A 20,941-nucleotide genomic window follows, 5' to 3' on the forward strand; every position below is an offset into this window, starting at 1 on the left:
GATCGTGCAATAGGGGGCGAAAAATGGAATCGCCCAAACTTTTAGCACTCAAAAAGGAATGGTCATGTCCGATAAACCAATCTCAAAAAATAACGCTGCCATGAGCCGCCGCGCCATGATGGCAAGCTCTGCCGCGTTTGGCGCTGCATTGTTTGCGCCATCGGGGCTGCGTGCGCAGGATTATGCAACGGCTGACGTCAGCACTACCGGCCTTGCGGTAACCGACGATACTGTGACGATCGGCATTCTACATTCGATCACAGGCACGATGGCAATTTCAGAGACCGGATCTGTACAGGCTGAAAAACTGGCCATCAAGCAGATCAACGAAATGGGCGGTGTTCTGGGTCGTCAGATCGAAGTGATCCAAGAAGACGGTGCATCGGACTGGCCGACCTTCGCGGAAAAGGCTCGTAAACTGCTCGTCAATGACAAGGTGGCCTCGGTCATGGGCTGCTGGACCTCTGCCAGCCGCAAAGCGGTGCTGCCTGTGTTCGAACAAAACAACGGCTTTTTGTACTATCCAACCTTCTATGAAGGCCTCGAGCAAAGCCCCAACGTCATCTACACCGGGCAAGAGGCCACACAGCAGATCATCGCGGGACTTGATTGGGTCAAGGAAACGAAGGGCGCGAATTCCTTCTATCTGCTGGGGTCCGATTACATCTGGCCACGCACATCCAACAAAATTGCGCGCAAGCATATCGAAGACTTCCTTGGCGGCGAGGTCGTCGGCGAAGATTACTATCCACTGGGTCACACGCAATTCAACTCTGTCATTAACAAAATCCGCCTGCGTAAACCCGACGTGATTTATGCCATTGTTGTTGGTGGGTCGAACGTTGCCTTCTATAAGCAGCTGAAAGCGGCTGGCATTGATATGACAGCCGAAGACCCGATCCTGTTGACCATCTCGGTCACCGAGGATGAGATTTTGGGCATCGGCGGCGAGAACATGGAAGGCGCGTATGCCTGCATGAAGTACTTCCAATCGCTCGATAACCCGAACAACGCAGCATTTGTGACTGCCTTCAAAGAGATGTGGGGCGAGGACATCGTGATTGGCGATGTAACGCAGGCCGCCTATCTTGGCCCATGGCTGTGGAAAGCCGCCGTCGAAAAGGCCGGGTCTTTTGACGTGGACAAGGTCCGCGAAGCCCAAATCGGGATCGAGTTGGACACAGCTCCCGAAGGTTACGTCAAAGTCCACGAAAACCATCATTTGTGGTCCAAAACCCGCGTTGGTTTGGCCAAGCCTGATGGACAGTACGAAGTGGTGTTTGAGACGGCTGATCTGGTTGAGCCTGACCCTTTCCCAGAGGGCTATCAGTAAACCGTTCTGGCGTAGCCCGTACTGCCAGGGCGGGCCACGCCACCCAACCTCACTCATTCGATACCCAAAAGGAAACGGCATGTTTTCCGACTTTACGACGGCCGAGCTCGGCGCGATTTTTGCGATGCAGGGCTTTGCCGGCCTGATCTTGTTCTCTGTTTTTGTGCTGATGGCGCTTGGACTTGCGATCATCTTTGGCCAAATGGGCGTGATCAACATGGCCCATGGCGAGTTCATGATCCTTGGTGCTTATGTCACCTACTTTGTCTCAATCTTCTTTGCCGATTACATGCCCGCCTTATTTAGCGGCTATTTCTTTGTGGCGATGCTGCTGGCCTTCATCGCCTCTGGCGCGCTGGGGCTGCTGGTCGAGTGGTCTATCATCCGCCACCTTTACAAACGTCCGCTTGATACCCTGCTGGCGACGTGGGGCCTGAGCCTGATTTTGCAGCAACTTTATCGGACAGCCTTTGGTGCCCGAGAAGTCGGCGTGACCATTCCAAGTTGGATGATGGGATCCATGCCTATCACGGACATGGTCGAGGTTCCAATAAACGGGATCTTCGTGATGATCTTGGCCGTGAGCATTTCACTGGCGGTCTATTTCATGATGTTCCGCTCTAACTGGGGCAAGCAGGTGCGGGCGATTAACCAGAACCGTGTGATGGCGGGGGCCGTGGGGATCAACACCGAATGGACCGACAGGCTGACCTTTGGCATTGGCTGCGGGGTGGCGGGTGTTGCCGGGTCTGCCTTTACGATGATCGGATCAACCGGACCGACGGCGGGGCAGCTTTACATCGTTGATACCTTCCTTGTTGTAGTCTTTGGCGGCGCGGGCAGCATTCTTGGCACCATCGCATCCGCTTTTTCGATCTCTCAGGCGCAGTCGATCATGGAGTTCTTCCTGTCCGGCTCTATGGCCAAGGTCCTCACGCTGTTGGTGGTGGTTGGCATCCTGATGATCCGCCCGCAGGGGCTCTTCTCCTTGAAGCTTCGCAAGTAAGGACGACTGGCTATGACCATTTCAAAAAACGCCCTGTTCACACGACAAGAATGGATCGGATTTGTCGTCCTGGCGGCGATTATTCTGCTGATCCTGCCGGCTCTCTTGGACAACTTTCGTCTTAATCTGTTCGGCAAATACCTGACCTATGCCTTTGTGGCGATTGGTCTGGCCCTGTGCTGGGGCGCTGGCGGGATCCTAAGCCTTGGGCAAGGCGTGTTCTTTGGGCTTGGCGGCTACTGCATGGCCATGTTCCTGAAGCTAGAGGCGTCGACACCTGAAAATACGTCAATCCAATCCACGCCGGGCATCCCCGACTTTATGGATTGGAACCAGCTGACCGAACTGCCGGGCTGGTGGCAGCCGTTCTACAGCCTGACGTTCGCGCTGGTTGCTGTTGTGCTTGTGCCTGTCATCTTTGCGCTGATCATTGGGGTGGCCATGTTCCGGCGGCGCGTGGGCGGGGTGTATTTCGCGATCATCACACAGGCCTTTGCCGCGATCCTAACTATTTTGATCATTGGCCAGCAAGGCTATACCGGTGGCGTCAACGGCATCACGGACCTGCGCACGCTGAAAGGCTGGGATATACGGACCGATAGCGCCAAGGAGATCCTGTATTACGTGAATGGCGTGCTGCTGCTGGCAGTGCTGTTTATCGCCCATTGCGTGCGCAAATCGAAACTCGGTCGCGTGCTGATCGCCATGCGCGATCAAGAGGATCGGGTGCGGTTCTCAGGCTATGATGTGGCCAGTTTCAAAATCTTTATCTTTTGCCTCGGGGCTGCTTTTGCTGGGATCGGTGGCGCGATGTTCACGCTGCAAGTGGGCTTTATGTCGCCGACACTTGTCGGGATTGTTCCATCAATTGAAATGGTGATCTTTTGTGCCGTGGGCGGGCGCTTGTCGATCCAGGGCGCAATCTATGGGGCGTTGCTGGTGAACTGGGCCAAGACCAGCTTTTCCGAAAGCTTCCCAGAGCTGTGGCTCTTTGGGCTGGGCGGATTGTTCATCGCGGTTGTGATGCTTTTTCCCAACGGGCTTGCGGGCATTTGGTCAGAAAAAATCATGCCCCAGATCAACAGGCTATGGACCCAACGCCGCAAGACCACTCCTCAAACGACAGCAAAAGAAGGAGCCGTGTCATGATGGCCCAAGAACGCTATTTGCTGAAGGTCGAGGGGCTGACCGTATCCTTTGACGGTTTCAAAGCCGTCGACGATCTAAGCTTTTACGTCGAACCAAACGAATGCCGTGTGATCATTGGCCCCAACGGGGCGGGCAAGACCACGGTGCTGGACCTGATCTGCGGGCGCACAAAGGCGACTGACGGATCGGTGAAATTCAAGACCCACGAATTGCTGAAAATGCGCGAAGACCAGATCGTACATGCAGGTGTGGGGCGCAAATTTCAGACGCCATCAGTCTACGAAGATCTGTCAGTATTTGAAAACCTCGAGATCAGCTATCCCAAGGGCTACAGCGTTTTTGGCGCGCTGACCTTCCAACGCAATGCGGATGTGAGCGCCCGCATTCAAGAAATCGCCGAGACGATCTTTCTTGCCGATCTGCTGTCGGAAAAAGCGGCGTTCCTCAGCCACGGGCAGAAGCAATGGCTCGAGATTGGGATGCTGCTTATTCAGGACCCAGAATTGTTGATGTTGGACGAGCCGGTGGCGGGCATGTCCGTCGCTGAGCGCAAGAAAACCGCAGAACTTTTGAACCGTATCATCAAGGACCGGTCGGTCATCGTGATCGAACACGACATGGGGTTCGTTGCCGACATCGCGACACGCGTCAACGTGCTGCACCAGGGCAAAATGCTGTCCGAAGGGTCAATGGCGCATGTGCAAGCCGACCCCAAAGTCATCGAAGTCTATCTGGGCCATTAGGGAGAACCGGCATGTTGAATGTGAATAAATTGTGTGCGGCCTATGGGGAATCCGAGGTTCTGCACGGTCTTGATCTAGATGTGCCCGCAGGCGAGATCGTCGCGATCATGGGGCGCAACGGGATGGGCAAAACCACCCTGATGAAAACCCTGATGGGCATTGTTGGTGAGAAATCCGGCGATGTCTCGGTGGATAGCACAGCTGTCACTGGCCTCAAATCGCACCAGCGTGTGGCCAAGGGGATCGCCTATGTGCCGCAGGGCCGGATGATCTTTTCGGCGATGACCGTGCAGGAAAACGTCGAAACCGGCCTGACGGTCACAGGGCAAAGCCGGGTGCCCGATGACATCTACGAATTGTTCCCGGTGCTGCTGGAAATGAAATCGCGTCGGGGTGGCAACCTGTCAGGGGGACAACAGCAGCAATTGGCGATTGCGCGCGCTTTGGCGTCCAACCCCAAGGTCTTGCTGCTGGATGAGCCGACTGAGGGTATCCAGCCGTCAATCATTCGCGAAATGGCCCGCACATTACGCAAAATCCGCGACCAAAAGGGGCTAACCATAGTCGTTTCTGAACAAGTGCTCAGCTTTGCGCTTGATGTCGCGGATCGGGTGATGGTGATCGAAAACGGCACCTTTGTGCATGACAGCCCCCGCGACGGCATCGACGAGGCGCAGGTCTCAAAGTTTCTCTCCGTTTAACAGCAAGCAAGAAAGGAAAACGCCATGGCGGACACACTCATTTCGGTGGACCTAAGCGAAAGCCCCCACACCAATGAAAACATCCACAACCGCTGGCATCCCGACATTCCGATTAATGTCTGGGTTGAACCGGGTGATGATTTCAAGATCGAGACCTATGACTGGACCGGCGGGCAGATCAAGAATGACGACGATGCATCCGATGTGCGCGATGTCGAGCTGGAACAGGTTCATTATCTGTCCGGCCCGATTGGGGTCAAAGGGGCTGCACCGGGCGATCTGTTGGTGGTCGAAATCCTTGATATTGGCGCCGTTGAAGAGATGAACTGGGGCTTTAACGGCTTCTTTTCGAAAAAGAACGGTGGCGGTTTCTTGACCGAACATTTCCCAGCAGCGCAAAAGTCGATCTGGGATTTTGACGGCATGTTCACCAAGTCCCGCCATGTGCCAGGCGTTAAATATGCAGGCCTGATCCACCCCGGCCTGATCGGCTGTTTGCCGGATCGCAAAATGCTGGATTTGTGGAATACCCGCGAAACCAAGCTGTTCAACACCGAACCCGACCGCGAGCCGCCCCTTGCCGCACTGCCTAACACGCAAAGCGCGCATATGGGGGCCATGAAAGGTGACGCCCGTGATGCCGCCGCCGCAGAGGCCGCCCGGACCGTGCCGCCACGTGAACACGGCGGGAACTGCGACATCAAAGATCTCAGCCGTGGCTGCAAAATCTACTTTCCAGTCTACGTGGACGGCGCGGGCCTTTCGATGGGTGACTTGCACTTTAGCCAAGGTGACGGGGAAATCACCTTTTGCGGCGCGATCGAGATGGCGGGTTGGTTGCATCTGAAGGTCGAGGTGATCAAAGATGGCATGGCGAAATACGGCGTCAAGAACCCGATATTCAAGCCATCACCAATCACGCCAAAATACGATGACTTTTTGATTTTCGAAGGTATTAGCGTCGATGAAACCGGCGAACAGCATTACTTGGATGTTCATATCGCCTACCGTCAGGCCTGTCTGAACGCGATCGAATACCTCAAGAAATTTGGGTATACGGGCGCGCAGGCCTATTCGATTTTGGGGACAGCCCCTGTACAGGGCCATATCTCGGGTGTGGTCGATATTCCCAATGCCTGTGCAACGCTGTGGCTGCCCAATGACATTTTCGAATGGGACATGATGCCCAACGCGGATGGGCCGACCAAGTATCTTGATGGCTCGGTCGATATGCCCATCGCGCACGATCTATGATCTTTCACCCGGCCCAAAGGATGGGCCGGGTTTTTCTCAGCGATAAGGACCAAAACCATGCCCGTCTACGAATACGCCTGCGCCGACTGTGGCCCGTTTGAAGCGATTGAACGGATGAGCAATTGCGCAGAACCCAACAATTGCCCTGACTGCGGGGCAACGTCGCCTCGCGTGATGTTGACCGCACCGAACGTCTCTTTTGTCAGTCAAAGCACCCGCATTAGTCACCTGACGAACGAACGCAGCGCAGATAGCCCCAAACGCACAAGCACCCATGGGCCGGGGTGCGGATGCTGTGGGGGCGGAAAAATGAAGAACAGCAAAACCCTGCATCGCCCAGACGGATCGAAGAGCTTTCCGACAAAACGGCCTTGGATGATCTCGCACTAGAACTATTTAGGTGACCGACCCACAATTATAGCGCCCCGCCTATTGGGCGCGAATGGAGGCTGGTCCGTACAGTAAGTCAAAGCTGCTCCTAGCTCTGGTCAACACATCTCGCTTCCAAGGCAAATGCGGCCTCAGTTGGCATCAAGCAAGATAGATGACCTGAGTTGGAGCAACGTCCGCACTCCAGAAGCCAAATAACGCGATATGGGCCGTCTCTTTAGCGGCGGTTTTGGACCACAATTCCTGAGCCATATCTGCGCAACCCCCAGACCAGACATCGGTGCGTCGCGCAGCATCGGTAGCGATGGGCTCTCTGCCGCCATTAGATCGGTCACAGCATTTTGCCTGCCTGGAGCTCGATCTACGACACGGAACGGCCCAAAGGGGCCGTTAGCGAGTTGGCATAACGCTGCGCTGCAGCTTCGCCAAAGCGGACATTGATCGTTAGCGCAGCATTTTGGGGCCTGAGGTCGGCTGTCTTCGAATTTGCAGGCGGCACTGATGCTTTCATCAAGCCTCAAGGCCGTTCTCAACGAACGCCAACACCTCGCGCTTCAAATTCGTTTTCAGCAAAGGTCCAAGACTGATCAAAGCCGCCTGCAAGTCTAGCATCTTGCCTAGCACGGCGTCGCGTTCTCCGCTCTGGTTCGTTCCAAAAGGCTTCAAGCTGACGCGTTAGAATTTGTTCTTCTGCCTTCTCACGTTCGGTTAGAATTGCGAGATAACCTGAGTGCACAGCGATTTCATCGTAAGGTGTTTCTTCAAAGTAATCGACGGCGAGCCGCAAAGCTGTTGTCGCAGTTTTGTTTGATCGGGACACGATATATTGTAACCAACGCGTTTCTTCTCGTGACATCCAAGCCGCATGATCAACTTGGATACGGCTTTCAAAGACCATGCCACGTAAAATATGAGACAGCCCTTCTGTAGTGAAATTTCGCGTATGAAACGTCTCAAGCATCCAAGCATAAAACCTGTCCAGCTTGGTGTCCAGGAATCGATAGTCAGGTTCTTGCTCGGTGCCGATTAGCCTGCCTTCCTTTCCAAGTCGCTTTTCAATCGGTGTCCCCGCATAAGGGAGCATCCGGCAGAAGCCAGCGACTGACCAACCGTCACCGACAAAAGCATCCAAGAAATCGATGTTGTTTCTAACTTGGACGAAATCAGACCACGGATCCAAAAGCATGAACCCAAAATCGAAACTCAGTCCCGCGTCACGCAGCATGTTGCCGGCGGCAATGTGTTTTTCAGGCTTTAAGAGCTTGTTCATGTTCTTTAGTCCGGTCTCGTCCCCGGACTCTACACCCATGTAAACATGCGTGAGACCACCACGTTTCATCTGAGCAATGATATCAGGCCGTAGCTCATCAGAACGACAGGACATTTTCCAGGCTACATGTCCGCCTATATCGCTCTCAGCAATGCGGTCTGCAATTTCACCGGCCCATTGCCGCGCCCTTGAACCGGTTGCTAGAAAGTCATCGTCTTGAAAGAGGAACAGTGCAACCCCACGATCATGAAACAGGTGACGCATTTCTTCGACGACGTCTTTCGGAGATCGTAGGCGCCGAAGGGACCCTTCTTGAGCCTCATAAAAGGGTCGGATGGAGCAGAAGTCACAATTCCAAGGACAGCCGCGAGACCCCAAGATCGCAGCTGTGGGTTGATCCGCACGCTCATAAGCAATGTCAGCGCGTTCAGGCCATGGCAACGTGTCGAGTTCCATGATTTGACCGCGCAGTGGATTTGAACGGACGTCGCCTGAAAGCAGTCTTGCCGCAAGCCCCGGTATTTTTGACCAATCCTGGTCTGTTGCCAACGCAGCTAAAAGGTCTGTCATGGTTGCTTCACCTTCGAAACGGATGACGCTGTCGATTCCGGGCGCGGCGTCCATAACGCTTTGATGATTGAAGGACGGAAAATGGCCACCGACTGAAATATGTGCTGTCACACCAGCTTCGCGTAATGCTTCAATGACGTCTGCAAACTGGCGAGTCATGAATTGAAAGATGAGTGAAAAGCCTATGAAATCCGGCTTCTTTTGACGAACAGCTTCTAGGATTGGCCTTGGATCTGCTTCGAATGTTTGAATTTCTGTATCGTGGCCAGCGGACTGAGCTGAGGACATTAGGTAACGCAAACCAAGGTTGTCTTGATCTTGGAAGCCAATGAAGAGGCATCTCAAATGGCGGGAAACGGAACTGTCTAGCATTGGATTTCTCCTGAACCGGTGAGATCGTGGCACGATCCCACCGTGTGTAAAGTAGGTTACCGTGCACGATCGAGCGCCTCTTTGAGAATGCCCTCCATACTGTCAAGTTTTTTGCGGGCAAACGCGACATCAGCAATCCGGCTTTCAAGCTGAACCTTAGAAAGGCGATCAAGCTCGAATGGGGCTGGGTCTGCAATCGGACCAATGCCACCAATGAAACCGCCAATGCCTCCGCCGGAAAATCCACCGCCGTCTGGCGCCGGATCGGCAACGGTTCCAATATCGATACCGCCACGAGCGAAAAGCCCTTCGAGTGCGTTTAGTCGCGCGACGATAAGAGTATTTTGGGCCACGAGTGACCTGACAAATTTGTCCATATCTGGCTTCCATTTTTTTGATTGAATTACAGCCCAGCGGTCATTATGTGACGTGAGGGCAGCGCAACTCTAGCGCGAAAAGAGTGTTCGCCCTATTGTGGTTTTCCGGACTTGACAAGTTGATTGAAGACTAAGCCGTAGGCATTGTAGTCGGAAATGGTTTCTACGGCCCTTAAGAGACATTCATTATATCGCGCTACGCCGCAGTGCGGCTTCGCTGATCCAGACATTTGCTGCGGCAGCACATTCGGCAATCAACGCACTCAAACCAAAGGGGACAAACCCGCCCGTAATTGCAATCGCAAATAGTCGAGCTACTAATGCGCAGCTCTGGAGAAACGGGCGGTCTCCGGCAAGCAGTTGCTACATTTATTTTTCGCCAATTCGCATCAGAAGACATAACGGGTTATCCTTAACCCGTTTTTTTGAAAAGAATTGAAAGTTTCAAATTTGAACCTAACAGTTGCCAAACCAGGTCACCTGATGGGACAGTATGGCATTTAGCCTTCACCTGAAAAGCGAGCATTTGGATGAAACAGCGCCAAAAAGGCCGCAACATCAGTCTCTGTTTATCTGGTGGTGGATTCCGTGCGACTTACTTTCACCTTGGGATGATCGATTACCTCCGCAGCACGGGAAGGTTGAGCCAGGTCAAAAATATCTATGCCGTGTCCGGCGGGAGCATTACAGCGGCATTTCTCGTTCTGAATTGGGACCGCTTCACTGGGACACAGGAAAGTTATGAAAAGGCCTGCGCGGAGCTGGTTCACTTTGGGCAACGTGATCTGAGAGGGCGGATCATACGTCGATGGATATTGTTCAGTCCACTTCGGTTGGTGCCATTCATTCGACACCGGTTTTCGCGCCTTGGGCTGTTGCAACGCTATTACGACCACCTGTTCAACAAAGCCGTGTTACGTGATTTGGCCGTGAGCCCGCAGCAACCTGCTCTGAAAGTCCTTTCCACCAGCATGACCACCGGGAATCTCTGCTCTTTTGACAGTGCGGGGGTTGAGGTCACGTTCGGGGGGGAGAACCGCCGTTTCACGACACAGCTTGTCCCGTTGTCCTTCGCAGTGGCTGCATCTTCGGCATTTCCGCCAATGTTTCCACCGCTCGAATTAAAGCGAAAAGACATCAATGCCAGCGCTGAGAAGTTCCAACTCGAAAGCGATTTCCTGACGGATGGTGGTGTCTATGACAACCTCGGAATACGCAAACTGATGCAGTCCGAACCTTCAGAGACGGGCGACCGGGTATGCCTCATTTCCGACGCCTCCGGTGCATTTGACTGGAACCCCGACAGCAGTTTTTCCTTTGTTTTCGACCGTACAATCAGGACTACCGATATCCTGATGAAGCGTGTGGCGGACCTGGAGGCAGACAATTGGTCTGCGTTGGCCGGTCCAGGTGAGCGGAACCTGATCTACGTCGGAATATCTAATGTGGTTTCAGCCGAGGATCACGGCGACGCGCAAACATCCGACGTCCAAAAAGCTGTGGCTCAGATCAGAACGGATCTCGATTCCTTTTCGGACATCGAAGTCACGTCCCTGATACGGCACGGCCATGAAGTCGCCAGAAAAGAGCTGGACCCTTCCGGTCAAGATACGCCACTCGTGGGAACCATTGCAAAAAATTACGGGCAGCGTCGACTAACCGGCGGCGCCATTCAAAGGAGCGTCAACCACCTTAGACGGTCACGGCGAAGACGCTTTGGCCTTTTTAACCGATCTGATCCGGCAAGCTGGGCGATTTCACTTGGGTTTCTGATCTTCGCGGCGCTGCCTTTGTTGCCAGCTTACGTGGTAAATCAATCACGGCTTGCAGCTGTGGAGGAAACAAAGCAACTGCGCGATGTCATTGAAGGGTTTTCCGAGCCATTCGACGTGAGTTTTGCGACGTCAAGGACTTACAACCCCGCGGCGAGACGCTTCACTGGCCAGATGGCGTCGTTGCTCACATATGGCCGGGCGACCGTGGCTTTGCCTCCGGATTACGACTTTAGCCCAATCGAAATGAATAGGGCCATTTTGCAGGACCCGAGGAACATCGTAGGGCTGATCAACATCAACGAAACAAGTCTGACCGATTTCCAGAACCTACTTGCCGTTGACGACGCAGATCGGCAAGGTGGCGTGCTGATCTACGTGCACGACTTCAACACATCGCTGGGCGATTCCATAAAGACGACAGCCTATCTCAACCAAGTATTGGAACTAAACGGAAAAATCGTCCTGTTTTCATGGCCGTCAGCAGAAAGTGTGATGCGTTACAGCGCTGATGCGCTGACGGCAGAGCGTTCGGCAACACATCTGGCGGGAGTCATACACGCGATCAAGGCGTCCGGGTATGAAACAATCAATGTGATGGGCGCAGGCCTGGGAGGTGACCTTGTTGCCGCCGCCTTGCCTCTACTTGAGAGCGCAGCCGATGAGGCACCCTTGCTAGACGAAGTTGTCTTTCTTTGGCCTCATCGAGACAGCGTGTCGCTGGAAGAAACAGTTGCCGCCGCCGCTGACGTTGCGGGCCGGTTCACGCTCTATACAACCCAGGCGAGGTGGGTGAGGTCGTTAAAAGTGTTATCTGGTGAAGGGAACACGAGCGCCCAGCGACAGACGAAAGGATTGACGGGAATCAACACGATCAACGTCCAAGGAGATATATGGCCGATTGATGATCTTCGCGAAACTTTGGCCGGCACCGCAGTCGAACTGAGACGTCAACTAAAGCGAGGACAGGATCAGACCTGGTCTATTGAGGCCGAAAAAGTTGAGGAGTAGACTTTAATCCAACGTAGTCGGCCCATTGCCGACATTAGCCCTACCTTCGGAATGCTGCGTTCGCAGCCCGCATAGCGGACCTTGGTCGATGTTGCAGGATTTCGGGATGTCCCGATGACTGCATCGCGGGACAAACCACCCTTTCGCTGCGGCTGCGCCAATGACCGGTTTCGGAAATTGACGCTGTAACAATCGACGATAAACATAAAGTCTACGGAGCTTCTTTCGCCCCCGTCATAAACGCCACAGCATCTGACATCGTATAGTCCTTAGGATCAATCACACACAGTCGTTTGCCAAGTCGGTGGACGTGGATTCGGTCTGCGACCTCGAAGACATGGGGCATGTTGTGGCTGATCAGAATGATCGGAATCCCGCGTGACCGTACATCAAGGATCAGCTCCAGCACCTTGCGCGATTCCTTGACCCCCAGGGCCGCTGTCGGTTCATCAAGGATAATGACTTTCGACCCAAACGCAGCCGCGCGGGCTACCGCGACACCTTGGCGCTGACCACCCGAAAGCGTTTCCACCGCTTGGTTGATGTTCTGGATGGTCATCAGCCCAAGCTCGGATAGCTTATCGCGGGCAAATTCTTCCATCTTTTTCTTATCCAGTTGGTGCAGAACCTTGCCCATGAATCCTGACTTGCGAATTTCGCGGCCCATGAACATGTTGTCGGCAATCGACAAGGCGGGCGACATGGCAAGGGTCTGGTAGACCGTTTCAATGCCTGCATGACGTGCGTCTATGGGGGATTTGAAGTTGACCTTCTGACCCTCCAGATAGACCTCACCGGCATCGGGGACCACGGCCCCAGACAGGGCCTTGATCAGCGATGACTTGCCTGCGCCGTTGTCGCCGATTACGGCCATGATCTCGCCGGGATACAGCTCGAAGTCGCAGTGATCGAGGGCCGTGACCTTGCCGTAGCGTTTCACAAGGTTTTTGCCGGACAGGATGGGTTGTTGCTGTGTCATGACGATACCTTTCTGATCCACTGGTCAAGCGCCACAGCGCCAATGATCAACATGCCGATCAACAGGAAGGTCCATTGCGGATCAGCCCCTGCCATACGCAGGCCCATTTCGAACACGCCCACGATGAGGGCACCGAAGAATGCGCCGAAAATCGATCCACGACCACCGAACAGAGATATGCCGCCAATCACCACCGCCGTGATCGACTGGATGTTCCCGATCACCCCGGTTGATGCCGATGGCGACACCGAGCTGAACCGCCCAATCATCACCCATGCGGCCACCGCGCAGATCAGGCCAGCCATGATATAAACTGACATGAGGGTTTTGTGGACGTTCACACCGGCCAGTTGAGCGGCCTCTGGGTCATCGCCCACGGCATAAACATGCCTTCCCCATGCCGTCGCCCGCAACGCATAGGCAAGGGCGACAAAGATCAGGATCATCAAGATCACACCAAAAGTGAAATTCGCCCCGCCGATCTGGATCTTGTTGCCCAAGAACAAAAGCGCAGGCGCATCGGCGCGCAGATCACTGCTGCGCAGGGTTTCGTTGCGGGAAAACAGATAAGTGGACGCCAGAACAATCTGCCACATGCCCAAGGTCACGATGAACGGAGGGATTTTGACCCGGCTCACAAGGAACCCGCTGATCGCGCCGATAGCGCCCCCAAAGGCGAGCCCGATCATCAGGCTCAGCTCTGCCGGGAGCCCATAACGAAATGTAAATTGCCCCATGATCACCGTACACAGCACCGCAATCGCACCGACAGACAGGTCAATCCCCGCCGTCAGAATAACAAGGGTCTGCGCGGCAGCAAGAACCCCGACAATTTGCACCTGTTGCAGGATCAAGGTCAGCGTGCCGGCGGAAAAGAACCGCTGGCCAAGGATCATTCCGAACAGCGCAATCGCTGTGACCAGAATGATCAGGGGAACAAGGGCCGGATTGACATGAAGCGCGTGCTGGACCTTGCCGATCAATCCTCTTTGTTCGTCGTCGAACTGTGCGAATTGCGTTTCGGTTTTGTCCTTAACCACGTCTTCGTAGCTTTGACTATCGGTCATTTGCGTCCCCCCAATGTCGTGTTTTACGAACGGCCGTTGATGGGCCAAGTTGGAAACGGGCAGCCGCGTGCCGCCCGTCTCGTTGGTTCTTTCAGGATGTTATCACACCTGGGCCGCAGGGCTTAGCCCCAGCAGCGATCCGTGCCTTCAGCGACGTCGATAGAGTCGACACCATCCGCAGGCTGATCGGTGACAAGGGACACGCCCGTATCTAGGAAATTCTTACCCGCAGTGTTTTCTGGCAGTGTGCCATCAGCCGCGTACTGGACAATCGCTTCGATACCCAAAGACGCCATCAACAGAGGATACTGCTGGCTTGTCGCACCGATCACGCCGTCAGCCACGTTCTGAATGCCCGGGCAACCGCCGTCCACAGACACGATCAACACGTCGTTTTCACGACCGATGGCAGCCAAAGCTTCATATGCACCCGCAGCGGCAGGCTCGTTGATAGTGTAGACCACGTTGATCTCAGGATCGACGGCAAGGCAGTTTTCCATCGCTGTACGACCGCCTTCTTCGTTGCCAGCGGTCACTTCGTTACAGATGATACGCTCGTCTGTTTCGTCGCCCCACTTGTTCACATCAACTGTGTCGATGCCAAAACCTGTCAGGAAACCTTGGTCGCGCAGAACACCAACGGTTGGCTGGCTGATCGCAAGGTCAAGCATGGCAATTTTCGCGTTTGCCGCGTCATCACCCAGTGTTGCTGCAGCCCACTGGCCGATCAACTCACCGGCAAGGAAGTTGTCGGTTGCAAACGTCGCGTCAGCTGCGTCAATCGGGTCCAGCGGTGTGTCCAGCGCGATGACGAGAAGGCCAGCTTCGCGAGCCTGTTCAATCGATGGCACGATAGCCGCGGTGTCGGATGCAGTGATCAGGATACCGGATGCGCCATTAGCGATGCAGGTTTCAATCGCAGCAACCTGTGCTTCGTTGTCACCATCAACCTGACCCGCGTAGGAGTTCAGTGTGATGCCAGCCGCTTCAGCAGCTGCGGTCGCCCCTTCGCGCATCTTGACGAAGAACGGGTTGGTGTCGGTTTTGGTGATCAGGCATGCAGAAGTGGCGTGGCCGTCAGCCATCGCGGAACCAGCGGATGTAATGGCGGCAAGAGCGGTGCCGATAAGCAACTTTTTCATGATGTCCTCCCAGACGGTTGATTGGTCAGGGCCTCCACCCCAACGAATTTGCGACCGGCACTCACCCATCGCTTGACCCTAGGAAACGCGATTCTCAGGCACCTGTCAATTAGTTAGTTAACTTTTCTTATTAATCTATTTACCTGCATTGTATGGCTGTTATGGTGGTGTAATGGAAGACGGGCTTATCAGATCAATCAGCACGGGCTTAAGCCAGAAGGGTGTTCGGGATCATAACGAACGGCTTTTGCTGTCGCTTCTGCAACGAAATGGTCCGATGCCAGGCAGCGACCTTTCACGATTGGCCGAGCTTTCCCCGCCCACTGTTTCAAGTATCCTTCGACGCCTTAAAGGAGAGGGGGTTTTGGAAACGGGAGAGCCGGTTAGGGGCAAGGTTGGGAAGCCGTCTATTCCAATGAAATTGGCGTCAGATGGCGCATTTTCATTCGGTCTCAAGATTGGGCGAAGGTCCACAGATCTGGTGCTCCTCGATTTGAATGGCAACCTGCGCGAAGAGCGGCAATTGACCTACCCTGTCCCGGTTCCTGATGACATCTTCGATTTTCTGGAAGTTAGCGTTCGCGACATCATAGATGATATGGAAACAGCGCACGCCGAGCGGATTTGTGGCCTTGGGATCGCGGCCCCGTTTGAGTTATGGAACTGGCCAGACCGGTCCTTGGACATGTCTGCGGCCTTGTCGCCGTGGGAAGGCATCGACCTGAAAGAGGAAGCCCAATCACGTGTCAGCTTGCCCGTATTACTTTTAAACGACGCCACTGCCGCGTGTCAGGCCGAGCACACCTACGGTCGCGGCAAAGAGTTTCGGGACTATGCATATTTCTTCATTGGAGCGTTCATCGGTGGCGGAGTTGTGCTGAACAATTCGGTCTTTGAGGGACGTCAGGGAAATGCAGGCGCGTTGGGATCACTTCGAAGTATTGGCCCTAACGGAGAAAGCATGCAGTTGGTCGATATGGCCTCGATCCACCAGTTGGAATTGCGCCTTCGTGAGGTGGATTTGGACCCCCAGCAACTCTGGTCGGACCCAGACAGCTGGCATACCCTTTCACGCTATGTTGACCCTTGGTTGGGTCAAACAGCACAAGAACTTGCCAAGGCCGCGCTGTCGACCTGCTCGGTCATAGATTTTGAAGCGATCCTAATTGACGGAGCATTTCCGACCAGTGTGCGCGATGATCTCGTGAGCCGAGTTCGCCGCTACGTCGTAACCCAAGATACACGTGGACTGATCCAACCTAGGATCGAAAGTGGCAGCATTGGCGGCAAGGCCCGCGCGATCGGTGCCGCAACCCGGCCGATTGGTGCGCAATTTATGATGCAAGCGAGCGTAGGGATGACGGTTTGATCGGCGCGTTTCAACAAAGCAGCCGTTCATACTCTTTGCAGCATCGGTGAGATTGGGCTCGGAGCCGCCCTTAGGTCGGTCGCAGCATCCGTGCAGACCTATATCCTGATAAAGACGTCGAAGACGGCCCATACCGGACCTTGGCCGACTGTCGCGTCGCTGCAATGCAGCTTCCCTAAAGCGGACGTAGACCCATGCGCGCAGCATTTTGGCATGCTGGATGACCGCATCGCGGGACAAATCACCATTTCGCTGCGGCTGTGCCAACGTCTGCTATTCAGTCATGATAGCGCCGCTTTTCAACGCGTGTTCATCCTCTGGAGACAATTCCGAATAGCTGCGAACGCTGCGCAGATCGCTGAAGAACGCGGCAAGGAACGACGCCGTATACCAGTCATTCATCACGTCGCCTAAGATCAGACGAAAACGACGGCCGATAGCTTGATCGCAAAGGTAGTCTCGCCCTCAAGAGTGAGGTCTGGGGATCGTGGAAACCCGACGGAGAAGGTAGAGGAGGCAGATATCAGGATGAGGACGAAATTTTGTGGGCAAAGCGGGCATGGCTGGATAAAATTCTCAAAATTTGCGGCCAGTCCCTAGTATATCAGGTGAGTTTCTCAAAATATAAATCAACCAAAAGTTATGATGAGACGTCTGGAGTTAGAGAAGTTTATGTTGGCTTGAAAAGGCATAAACAGGATTTCCGTTTCTGGTTTGCAAAAAAGGCGTCAAAAACGGTCTATTGAAGGGTGATTAGTACGGGGTTGGAATGGATTTAGTTGAAAAAATTGCAGTTGAAACTGATGAAGCCATGGACAATGGCGATAAAAATGCTCTGCTGGAAGCGATCCAAACCATAGACATTGAACTCTTGAGGGCTCCGGATGCCAGATCGGTACCTATTCTAAATTACTGCCGTGCAAACGCCTACTCGGCACTAAAACAACTAAGCCCTGACTACAAAGCAAACCCCTTTGGCTGGCAACAAGCGGAAGTAACCGAAGAAATTCTGTCATTGAGACGGGCGAGGAAATCAGAGGCGTTTTCTGAACTCGATCTAGTTCGACGTGCTCAAATACTCACAAATCTAGGCAACGCGCTCAATACTGTCGGGAGATCCATTGATGCAGTCTCAGCTTGGGACGAAGCGCTGGATCTAATTCCCACATTTGCCATGGCGGCAGGAAATCGCGCCTATGGCCTTACTACTTACAGTGCTGGGCTCTATGATACCGGTCACCAATGTATTTTCCTTTCTGAAGCACAAAAAGGCTACCAAGGAGCTCTATCTCCAAATGCGTTTTGGGATTCTGGCTTCCAAAGCGTAGTCGCTGACCAGTTCGCAACCAAGTTGGATGAAATCTCGGAATATCTGGCACAACATTGCCAACTAGATAACTTTGACCCATATGATTTCGACTTGGGGCAAACTGATGAAGAGCGACGCTTCAATCAATGGCGGCTTGAAAACAAACTATTTTTAAATCCATTGAACGATCTGGGAGGCTGGCCGGTGGCAGGGCAGGATGTTTTTCACTTGCCATCCCATACCTACGCTATCGGCGAAGAGCCTCGGTTCGTTAAATTCTTTGATCTCTTAAAGCAGGAATATGCTGCAGCATGTGTGCTGCTTTGGGAGGGACGTATCGCCGAATCTGAAGAACACCATGCGGATAAATCTTCTTTAATGTTCGAGCATCATGACTACTCAGTATCCAGCATTGGTATCGAGAAACAGAAAGCAGCCATGCGTTTAGCATATTCTCTGCTGGATAAAACCGCAGTATTCATCAATGATTTTTTCAAACTTGGCAAAGACCCAAGCCGCGTATCGTTTCGAAATATTTGGTTTTCCGACCGTGGATGCAAGCAGATTCATACAGCGCTGCCTCAAGAGAACTGGCGATTGCGAGGGCTATTTTCGTTGTCTCTTGATGTTTACGACACGGACTTGAAAACTATTTCTTCCCCCTTGGCGGCCCGGGCCAATGACGTTCGCAATGCCGCTGAACATCGGTTCCTCAGTGTTCATGAATTTGGCATCCCACATGACCGAATTCAGTTATGCGAGTATGTTTCAGAGGCAGAGCTCTACGAATTGAGTTTGCATGTTATTCGGCTCTCTAGGGCAGCCATCATGGGACTTTCTCTTTCAGTACATCATCATGAAAAATTTTCGAAAAAGGATGATGAGACAATCATCGTACCCACCGTTTCTCTTCCCAGAAGGCGGTTTCGCGGTTGAAAAATGTCTCAATCAAAATTTGATGCACTTTGAATCCGAGGCTCACTTGCACGTTTTGCTTCAATGAAGACTTGGGTTTAGCTTGAAGCAAGAAAAGACCAACTAAAGACGCATACAGCTTAGAAAGGTTTTGGATGACTCATCCAGATAGTGAACCCCCGCTAGAGGTACTGGCAAACATGATAGGAGAGCTCGTTCCGGGGCGTATTAAGCAAGTCGGAAGGCGGGTCAGTGTTGGTAGTTCAGGCGAAATTGACGCGACGAGTACTCAGATGAAAACTGCGCTATCCGCGCTTGTAGATCCTAAGTCAGATCAACTGGTGGATGCCGAAGTAGTTTGCGAGTTAGCCTATGCCTTGAGCAAAAATAGACAGCTTAATGATGAAATGGAGGAAAACGAGCAAAACCTTTTCGCCCATGTTGACCGGCGCTGGGATGCTCTTGCGGAACCACTTGTTAAGCATTTGACCGTGTCCTACTCCTACCTTCGAAAGCTGGTTTTTGATGCCTTTCCTAAATTGAAATTTGAACCTTCCTTTTTTGCCCAGATAGTTTCCGCGATTGGTTCTAACTACCTATACGATCTGGACGATTTGCTTTCTTTTTTGCCAGACATTGAACTTTGGCAGGCACGACAAATGATCGACGCGTTAGACAAAGCAAACCGATCCGACAAGGTTCTTTCAACCTCGGTATTTGCCGCTCTTGGCAAGAGCTTGGATTGGTCTCCTTGGATTGCGCTTCAAGTGATACTGCGAGCGAGACCTGACTACGCCGATCCAAATGCCGTTTTTGACATAGAAGGTGACAGGAACCGAGAATCTCAGAAAAAAATTGATGCACGCCTAGAAATTTCAAAGGCGATTGAGCCGTTATGCAAAGTTCGCAAGGCAGCAGCTATTCTCCTCGAGCTTTTCGGCAATGATGCAGGTTGGGCGGGGGGCAGCCTCTTATCTCGTCCAGCCGAAGTTAAGGGCGCATTTGTCGATGCGTTGTTGACTGCTACCTCCGGTGACATAGAACTGCGGCAGGCTGTGATTGAAGCACTGCTTTGGCTATCAGAGGGCCAAACTGCCGATCTCGCTCAATTTGCTGCGGTGTCCTTAGCCAATGCTGAAGATCAGGCGTTTATTGCCAAGCTCGAAGACCACCCAGTACAAATTGTCAGATTTTCTGCTCGCGCAGTTCGGGCGTCAAAGTTTGGTGAAACCCTAGATGCTTCTGCTCTCCCAACTACTGGTGGGCTAGTTCAAAGTTTGGTTGCTCTCGAGCAGAATAATTTGGCGTCTTCAGAGCCTGCAAGAACGTGGCTTGGCGATCGCGCAGTGGAGCAACTAATAGAACGCACTATCGCCTCAGTAGAAAACCAATTCGCTAAAGAATATGAGGCTCACGGTGACGAAGGTGAGGACCGTCTTCTTTCTACGCTATTCACAACGCTGGCGCTACGCTTCAGTGATTTGGATGTAACGTTAGAGGCGCTTGCTCGAGCAACATCTGCACCGTATCGGGCGTCAGTGAAAATGCTTTATCGTAATGTTGACCGCGCCGAGGAGGGAGGTATGGGTGTAAAGGGCGTTGGGAGTTTTTCAGCAGACCTATGCTTGATTGTTGATCCGATTGTAGATGGGAAACCGATGGGGCGACGTGTAACGCTTGTGCAGGCCAAACGACTCTATCGTGACAAAAAGGCAGCGAAACAGCCTAAGTGGAACAGCTCCTACAAGATTGATATTCAACAGCGCAAAGATCTTCTGGAGCAGACACAATCCAGCGTCTACTTTTTTCACGGGCCACCAACAAATGGGCGCGGTGTGCCGGTAATACCGGCTCAGCTAGTTGCTGACTTAGCTGGGCACCAAGGATCCGGAACCCAACTTTTTCACGGAACGGTAGGGGTGGCCTCCAGATCTTTGGCTGATTGGCTGACGTATGACGCGCTCGCCCTTCGGGTGGGCGACCCCTACGCTGATCTTGTTGAAAAGGCAGGAGGTCGACCTGGGTCGCTCCCACGCAGACTGTTAGATATCCCAAGGGTTGAGGTAGAGCTTTCTATTAAGTCACGCGAGGAAGGGTAACGGAGCTTCGTATTCTGACCAAAGCGCAAGCTGCTGGGCCCTTATGGGGCCCAGCAGCTGTTGAATGTCATTGAGAACTGACCCGGTATTATCACCGAGATTTGACCCGCTCT

Annotated in this window: 16 protein-coding genes; 11 read left to right on the forward strand and 5 right to left on the reverse strand. The window is 53.2% G+C overall.

Going from position 1 to position 20,941, the window contains the following annotated elements:
* Positions 1-64: 64 nt before the first annotated feature.
* The 7 genes from urtA to K3729_13490 all read left to right on the forward strand — a co-directional run bounded on the left by urtA (position 65) and on the right by K3729_13490 (position 6,576).
* Entirely contained in the window at positions 65-1,333 is a 1,269-nt protein-coding gene (urtA, locus tag K3729_13460; protein UWQ98450.1) for an urea ABC transporter substrate-binding protein, read from the forward strand.
* A 79-nt stretch (positions 1,334-1,412) separates the two neighbouring features.
* A complete protein-coding gene (urtB, locus tag K3729_13465) occupies positions 1,413-2,339 on the forward strand; it encodes an urea ABC transporter permease subunit UrtB (GenBank protein ID UWQ98451.1) in 927 nt (308 codons plus the stop codon).
* A 12-nt stretch (positions 2,340-2,351) separates the two neighbouring features.
* On the forward strand, positions 2,352-3,488 hold the full coding sequence (urtC, locus tag K3729_13470) for an urea ABC transporter permease subunit UrtC (protein UWQ98452.1): 1,137 nt from the start codon (positions 2,352-2,354) through the stop codon (positions 3,486-3,488).
* On the forward strand, positions 3,485-4,231 hold the full coding sequence (gene urtD / locus K3729_13475; GenBank protein UWQ98453.1) for an urea ABC transporter ATP-binding protein UrtD: 747 nt from the start codon (positions 3,485-3,487) through the stop codon (positions 4,229-4,231). Before urtC ends, urtD begins: the two co-directional genes overlap by 4 nt.
* Before the next feature lie 11 nt (positions 4,232-4,242).
* Positions 4,243-4,932: an urea ABC transporter ATP-binding subunit UrtE gene (urtE, locus tag K3729_13480; protein UWQ98454.1), complete on the forward strand. Its 690-nt coding sequence runs from the start codon at positions 4,243-4,245 to the stop codon at positions 4,930-4,932.
* 24 nt (positions 4,933-4,956) lie between these two features.
* Positions 4,957-6,186 (forward strand): acetamidase/formamidase family protein, encoded by a 1,230-nt coding sequence (locus K3729_13485; protein ID UWQ98455.1) that lies wholly within the window; start codon positions 4,957-4,959, stop codon positions 6,184-6,186.
* Positions 6,187-6,243: 57 nt separating this feature from the next.
* Positions 6,244-6,576 carry a zinc ribbon domain-containing protein gene (locus K3729_13490; protein UWQ98456.1) on the forward strand — a complete coding sequence of 111 codons (333 nt, stop codon included), beginning with the start codon at positions 6,244-6,246 and terminating at the stop codon, positions 6,574-6,576.
* A gap of 529 nt (positions 6,577-7,105) precedes the next feature.
* Here K3729_13490 and K3729_13495 read toward each other — a convergent pair.
* Together K3729_13495 and K3729_13500 are read right to left on the reverse strand one after the other, a co-directional pair.
* Entirely contained in the window at positions 7,106-8,788 is a 1,683-nt protein-coding gene (locus K3729_13495; protein ID UWQ98457.1) for a B12-binding domain-containing radical SAM protein, read from the reverse strand.
* A gap of 56 nt (positions 8,789-8,844) precedes the next feature.
* On the reverse strand, positions 8,845-9,165 hold the full coding sequence (locus tag K3729_13500) for a hypothetical protein (GenBank protein ID UWQ98458.1): 321 nt from the start codon (positions 9,163-9,165) through the stop codon (positions 8,845-8,847).
* Between the two features lie 530 nt (positions 9,166-9,695).
* Between K3729_13500 and K3729_13505 the strand changes: the two genes are divergently transcribed.
* Positions 9,696-11,948, forward strand: coding sequence for an alpha/beta hydrolase (locus K3729_13505; protein ID UWQ98459.1), 2,253 nt, complete (start codon positions 9,696-9,698; stop codon positions 11,946-11,948).
* 211 nt (positions 11,949-12,159) lie between these two features.
* Here the strand turns inward: K3729_13505 and K3729_13510 are convergent, their stop codons facing one another.
* The 3 genes from K3729_13510 to K3729_13520 all read right to left on the reverse strand — a co-directional run bounded on the left by K3729_13510 (position 12,160) and on the right by K3729_13520 (position 15,136).
* Positions 12,160-12,927, reverse strand: coding sequence for an ATP-binding cassette domain-containing protein (locus tag K3729_13510; GenBank protein UWQ98460.1), 768 nt, complete (start codon positions 12,925-12,927; stop codon positions 12,160-12,162).
* Positions 12,924-13,994, reverse strand: coding sequence for an ABC transporter permease (locus K3729_13515; GenBank protein UWQ98461.1), 1,071 nt, complete (start codon positions 13,992-13,994; stop codon positions 12,924-12,926). The genes K3729_13510 and K3729_13515 overlap by 4 nt, the downstream gene beginning before the upstream one ends.
* 122 nt (positions 13,995-14,116) lie before the next feature.
* Positions 14,117-15,136, reverse strand: a complete 1,020-nt coding sequence (locus K3729_13520; protein UWQ98462.1) for a substrate-binding domain-containing protein — start codon at positions 15,134-15,136, stop codon at positions 14,117-14,119.
* A 172-nt stretch (positions 15,137-15,308) separates the two neighbouring features.
* Between K3729_13520 and K3729_13525 the strand changes: the two genes are divergently transcribed.
* The 3 genes from K3729_13525 (at position 15,309) to K3729_13535 (ending at position 20,828) form a co-directional block, all read left to right on the forward strand.
* Positions 15,309-16,505: an ROK family protein gene (locus K3729_13525; GenBank protein UWQ98463.1), complete on the forward strand. Its 1,197-nt coding sequence runs from the start codon at positions 15,309-15,311 to the stop codon at positions 16,503-16,505.
* A gap of 769 nt (positions 16,506-17,274) precedes the next feature.
* A complete protein-coding gene (locus K3729_13530; protein UWQ98464.1) occupies positions 17,275-18,750 on the forward strand; it encodes a hypothetical protein in 1,476 nt (491 codons plus the stop codon).
* A gap of 134 nt (positions 18,751-18,884) precedes the next feature.
* Complete coding sequence (locus tag K3729_13535) at positions 18,885-20,828, forward strand: hypothetical protein (GenBank protein ID UWQ98465.1); 1,944 nt, start codon at positions 18,885-18,887, stop codon at positions 20,826-20,828.
* Positions 20,829-20,941: the final 113 nt, after the last annotated feature.

It is taken from the genome of Rhodobacteraceae bacterium S2214 (genome assembly GCA_025141675.1).
Lineage (GTDB): Bacteria > Pseudomonadota > Alphaproteobacteria > Rhodobacterales > Rhodobacteraceae > Yoonia.

Excerpts from the sequence above, each read along its gene's own strand:
- K3729_13490 (UWQ98456.1), top strand. The coding sequence starts at position 6,244 with ATGCCCGTCTACGAATACGCCTGCGCCGACTGTGGCCCGTTTGAAGCG.
- K3729_13510 (UWQ98460.1), bottom strand. The coding sequence starts at position 12,927 with ATGACACAGCAACAACCCATCCTGTCCGGCAAAAACCTTGTGAAACGC.
- urtB (UWQ98451.1), top strand. The coding sequence starts at position 1,413 with ATGTTTTCCGACTTTACGACGGCCGAGCTCGGCGCGATTTTTGCGATG.
- urtA (UWQ98450.1), top strand. The coding sequence starts at position 65 with ATGTCCGATAAACCAATCTCAAAAAATAACGCTGCCATGAGCCGCCGC.
- urtC (UWQ98452.1), top strand. The coding sequence starts at position 2,352 with ATGACCATTTCAAAAAACGCCCTGTTCACACGACAAGAATGGATCGGA.
- urtD (UWQ98453.1), top strand. The coding sequence starts at position 3,485 with ATGATGGCCCAAGAACGCTATTTGCTGAAGGTCGAGGGGCTGACCGTA.
- K3729_13525 (UWQ98463.1), top strand. The coding sequence starts at position 15,309 with ATGGAAGACGGGCTTATCAGATCAATCAGCACGGGCTTAAGCCAGAAG.
- K3729_13485 (UWQ98455.1), top strand. The coding sequence starts at position 4,957 with ATGGCGGACACACTCATTTCGGTGGACCTAAGCGAAAGCCCCCACACC.
- K3729_13495 (UWQ98457.1), bottom strand. The coding sequence starts at position 8,788 with ATGCTAGACAGTTCCGTTTCCCGCCATTTGAGATGCCTCTTCATTGGC.
- K3729_13535 (UWQ98465.1), top strand. The coding sequence starts at position 18,885 with ATGACTCATCCAGATAGTGAACCCCCGCTAGAGGTACTGGCAAACATG.
- K3729_13515 (UWQ98461.1), bottom strand. The coding sequence starts at position 13,994 with ATGACCGATAGTCAAAGCTACGAAGACGTGGTTAAGGACAAAACCGAA.
- K3729_13505 (UWQ98459.1), top strand. The coding sequence starts at position 9,696 with ATGAAACAGCGCCAAAAAGGCCGCAACATCAGTCTCTGTTTATCTGGT.
- K3729_13500 (UWQ98458.1), bottom strand. The coding sequence starts at position 9,165 with ATGGACAAATTTGTCAGGTCACTCGTGGCCCAAAATACTCTTATCGTC.
- K3729_13520 (UWQ98462.1), bottom strand. The coding sequence starts at position 15,136 with ATGAAAAAGTTGCTTATCGGCACCGCTCTTGCCGCCATTACATCCGCT.
- urtE (UWQ98454.1), top strand. The coding sequence starts at position 4,243 with ATGTTGAATGTGAATAAATTGTGTGCGGCCTATGGGGAATCCGAGGTT.
- K3729_13530 (UWQ98464.1), top strand. The coding sequence starts at position 17,275 with ATGGATTTAGTTGAAAAAATTGCAGTTGAAACTGATGAAGCCATGGAC.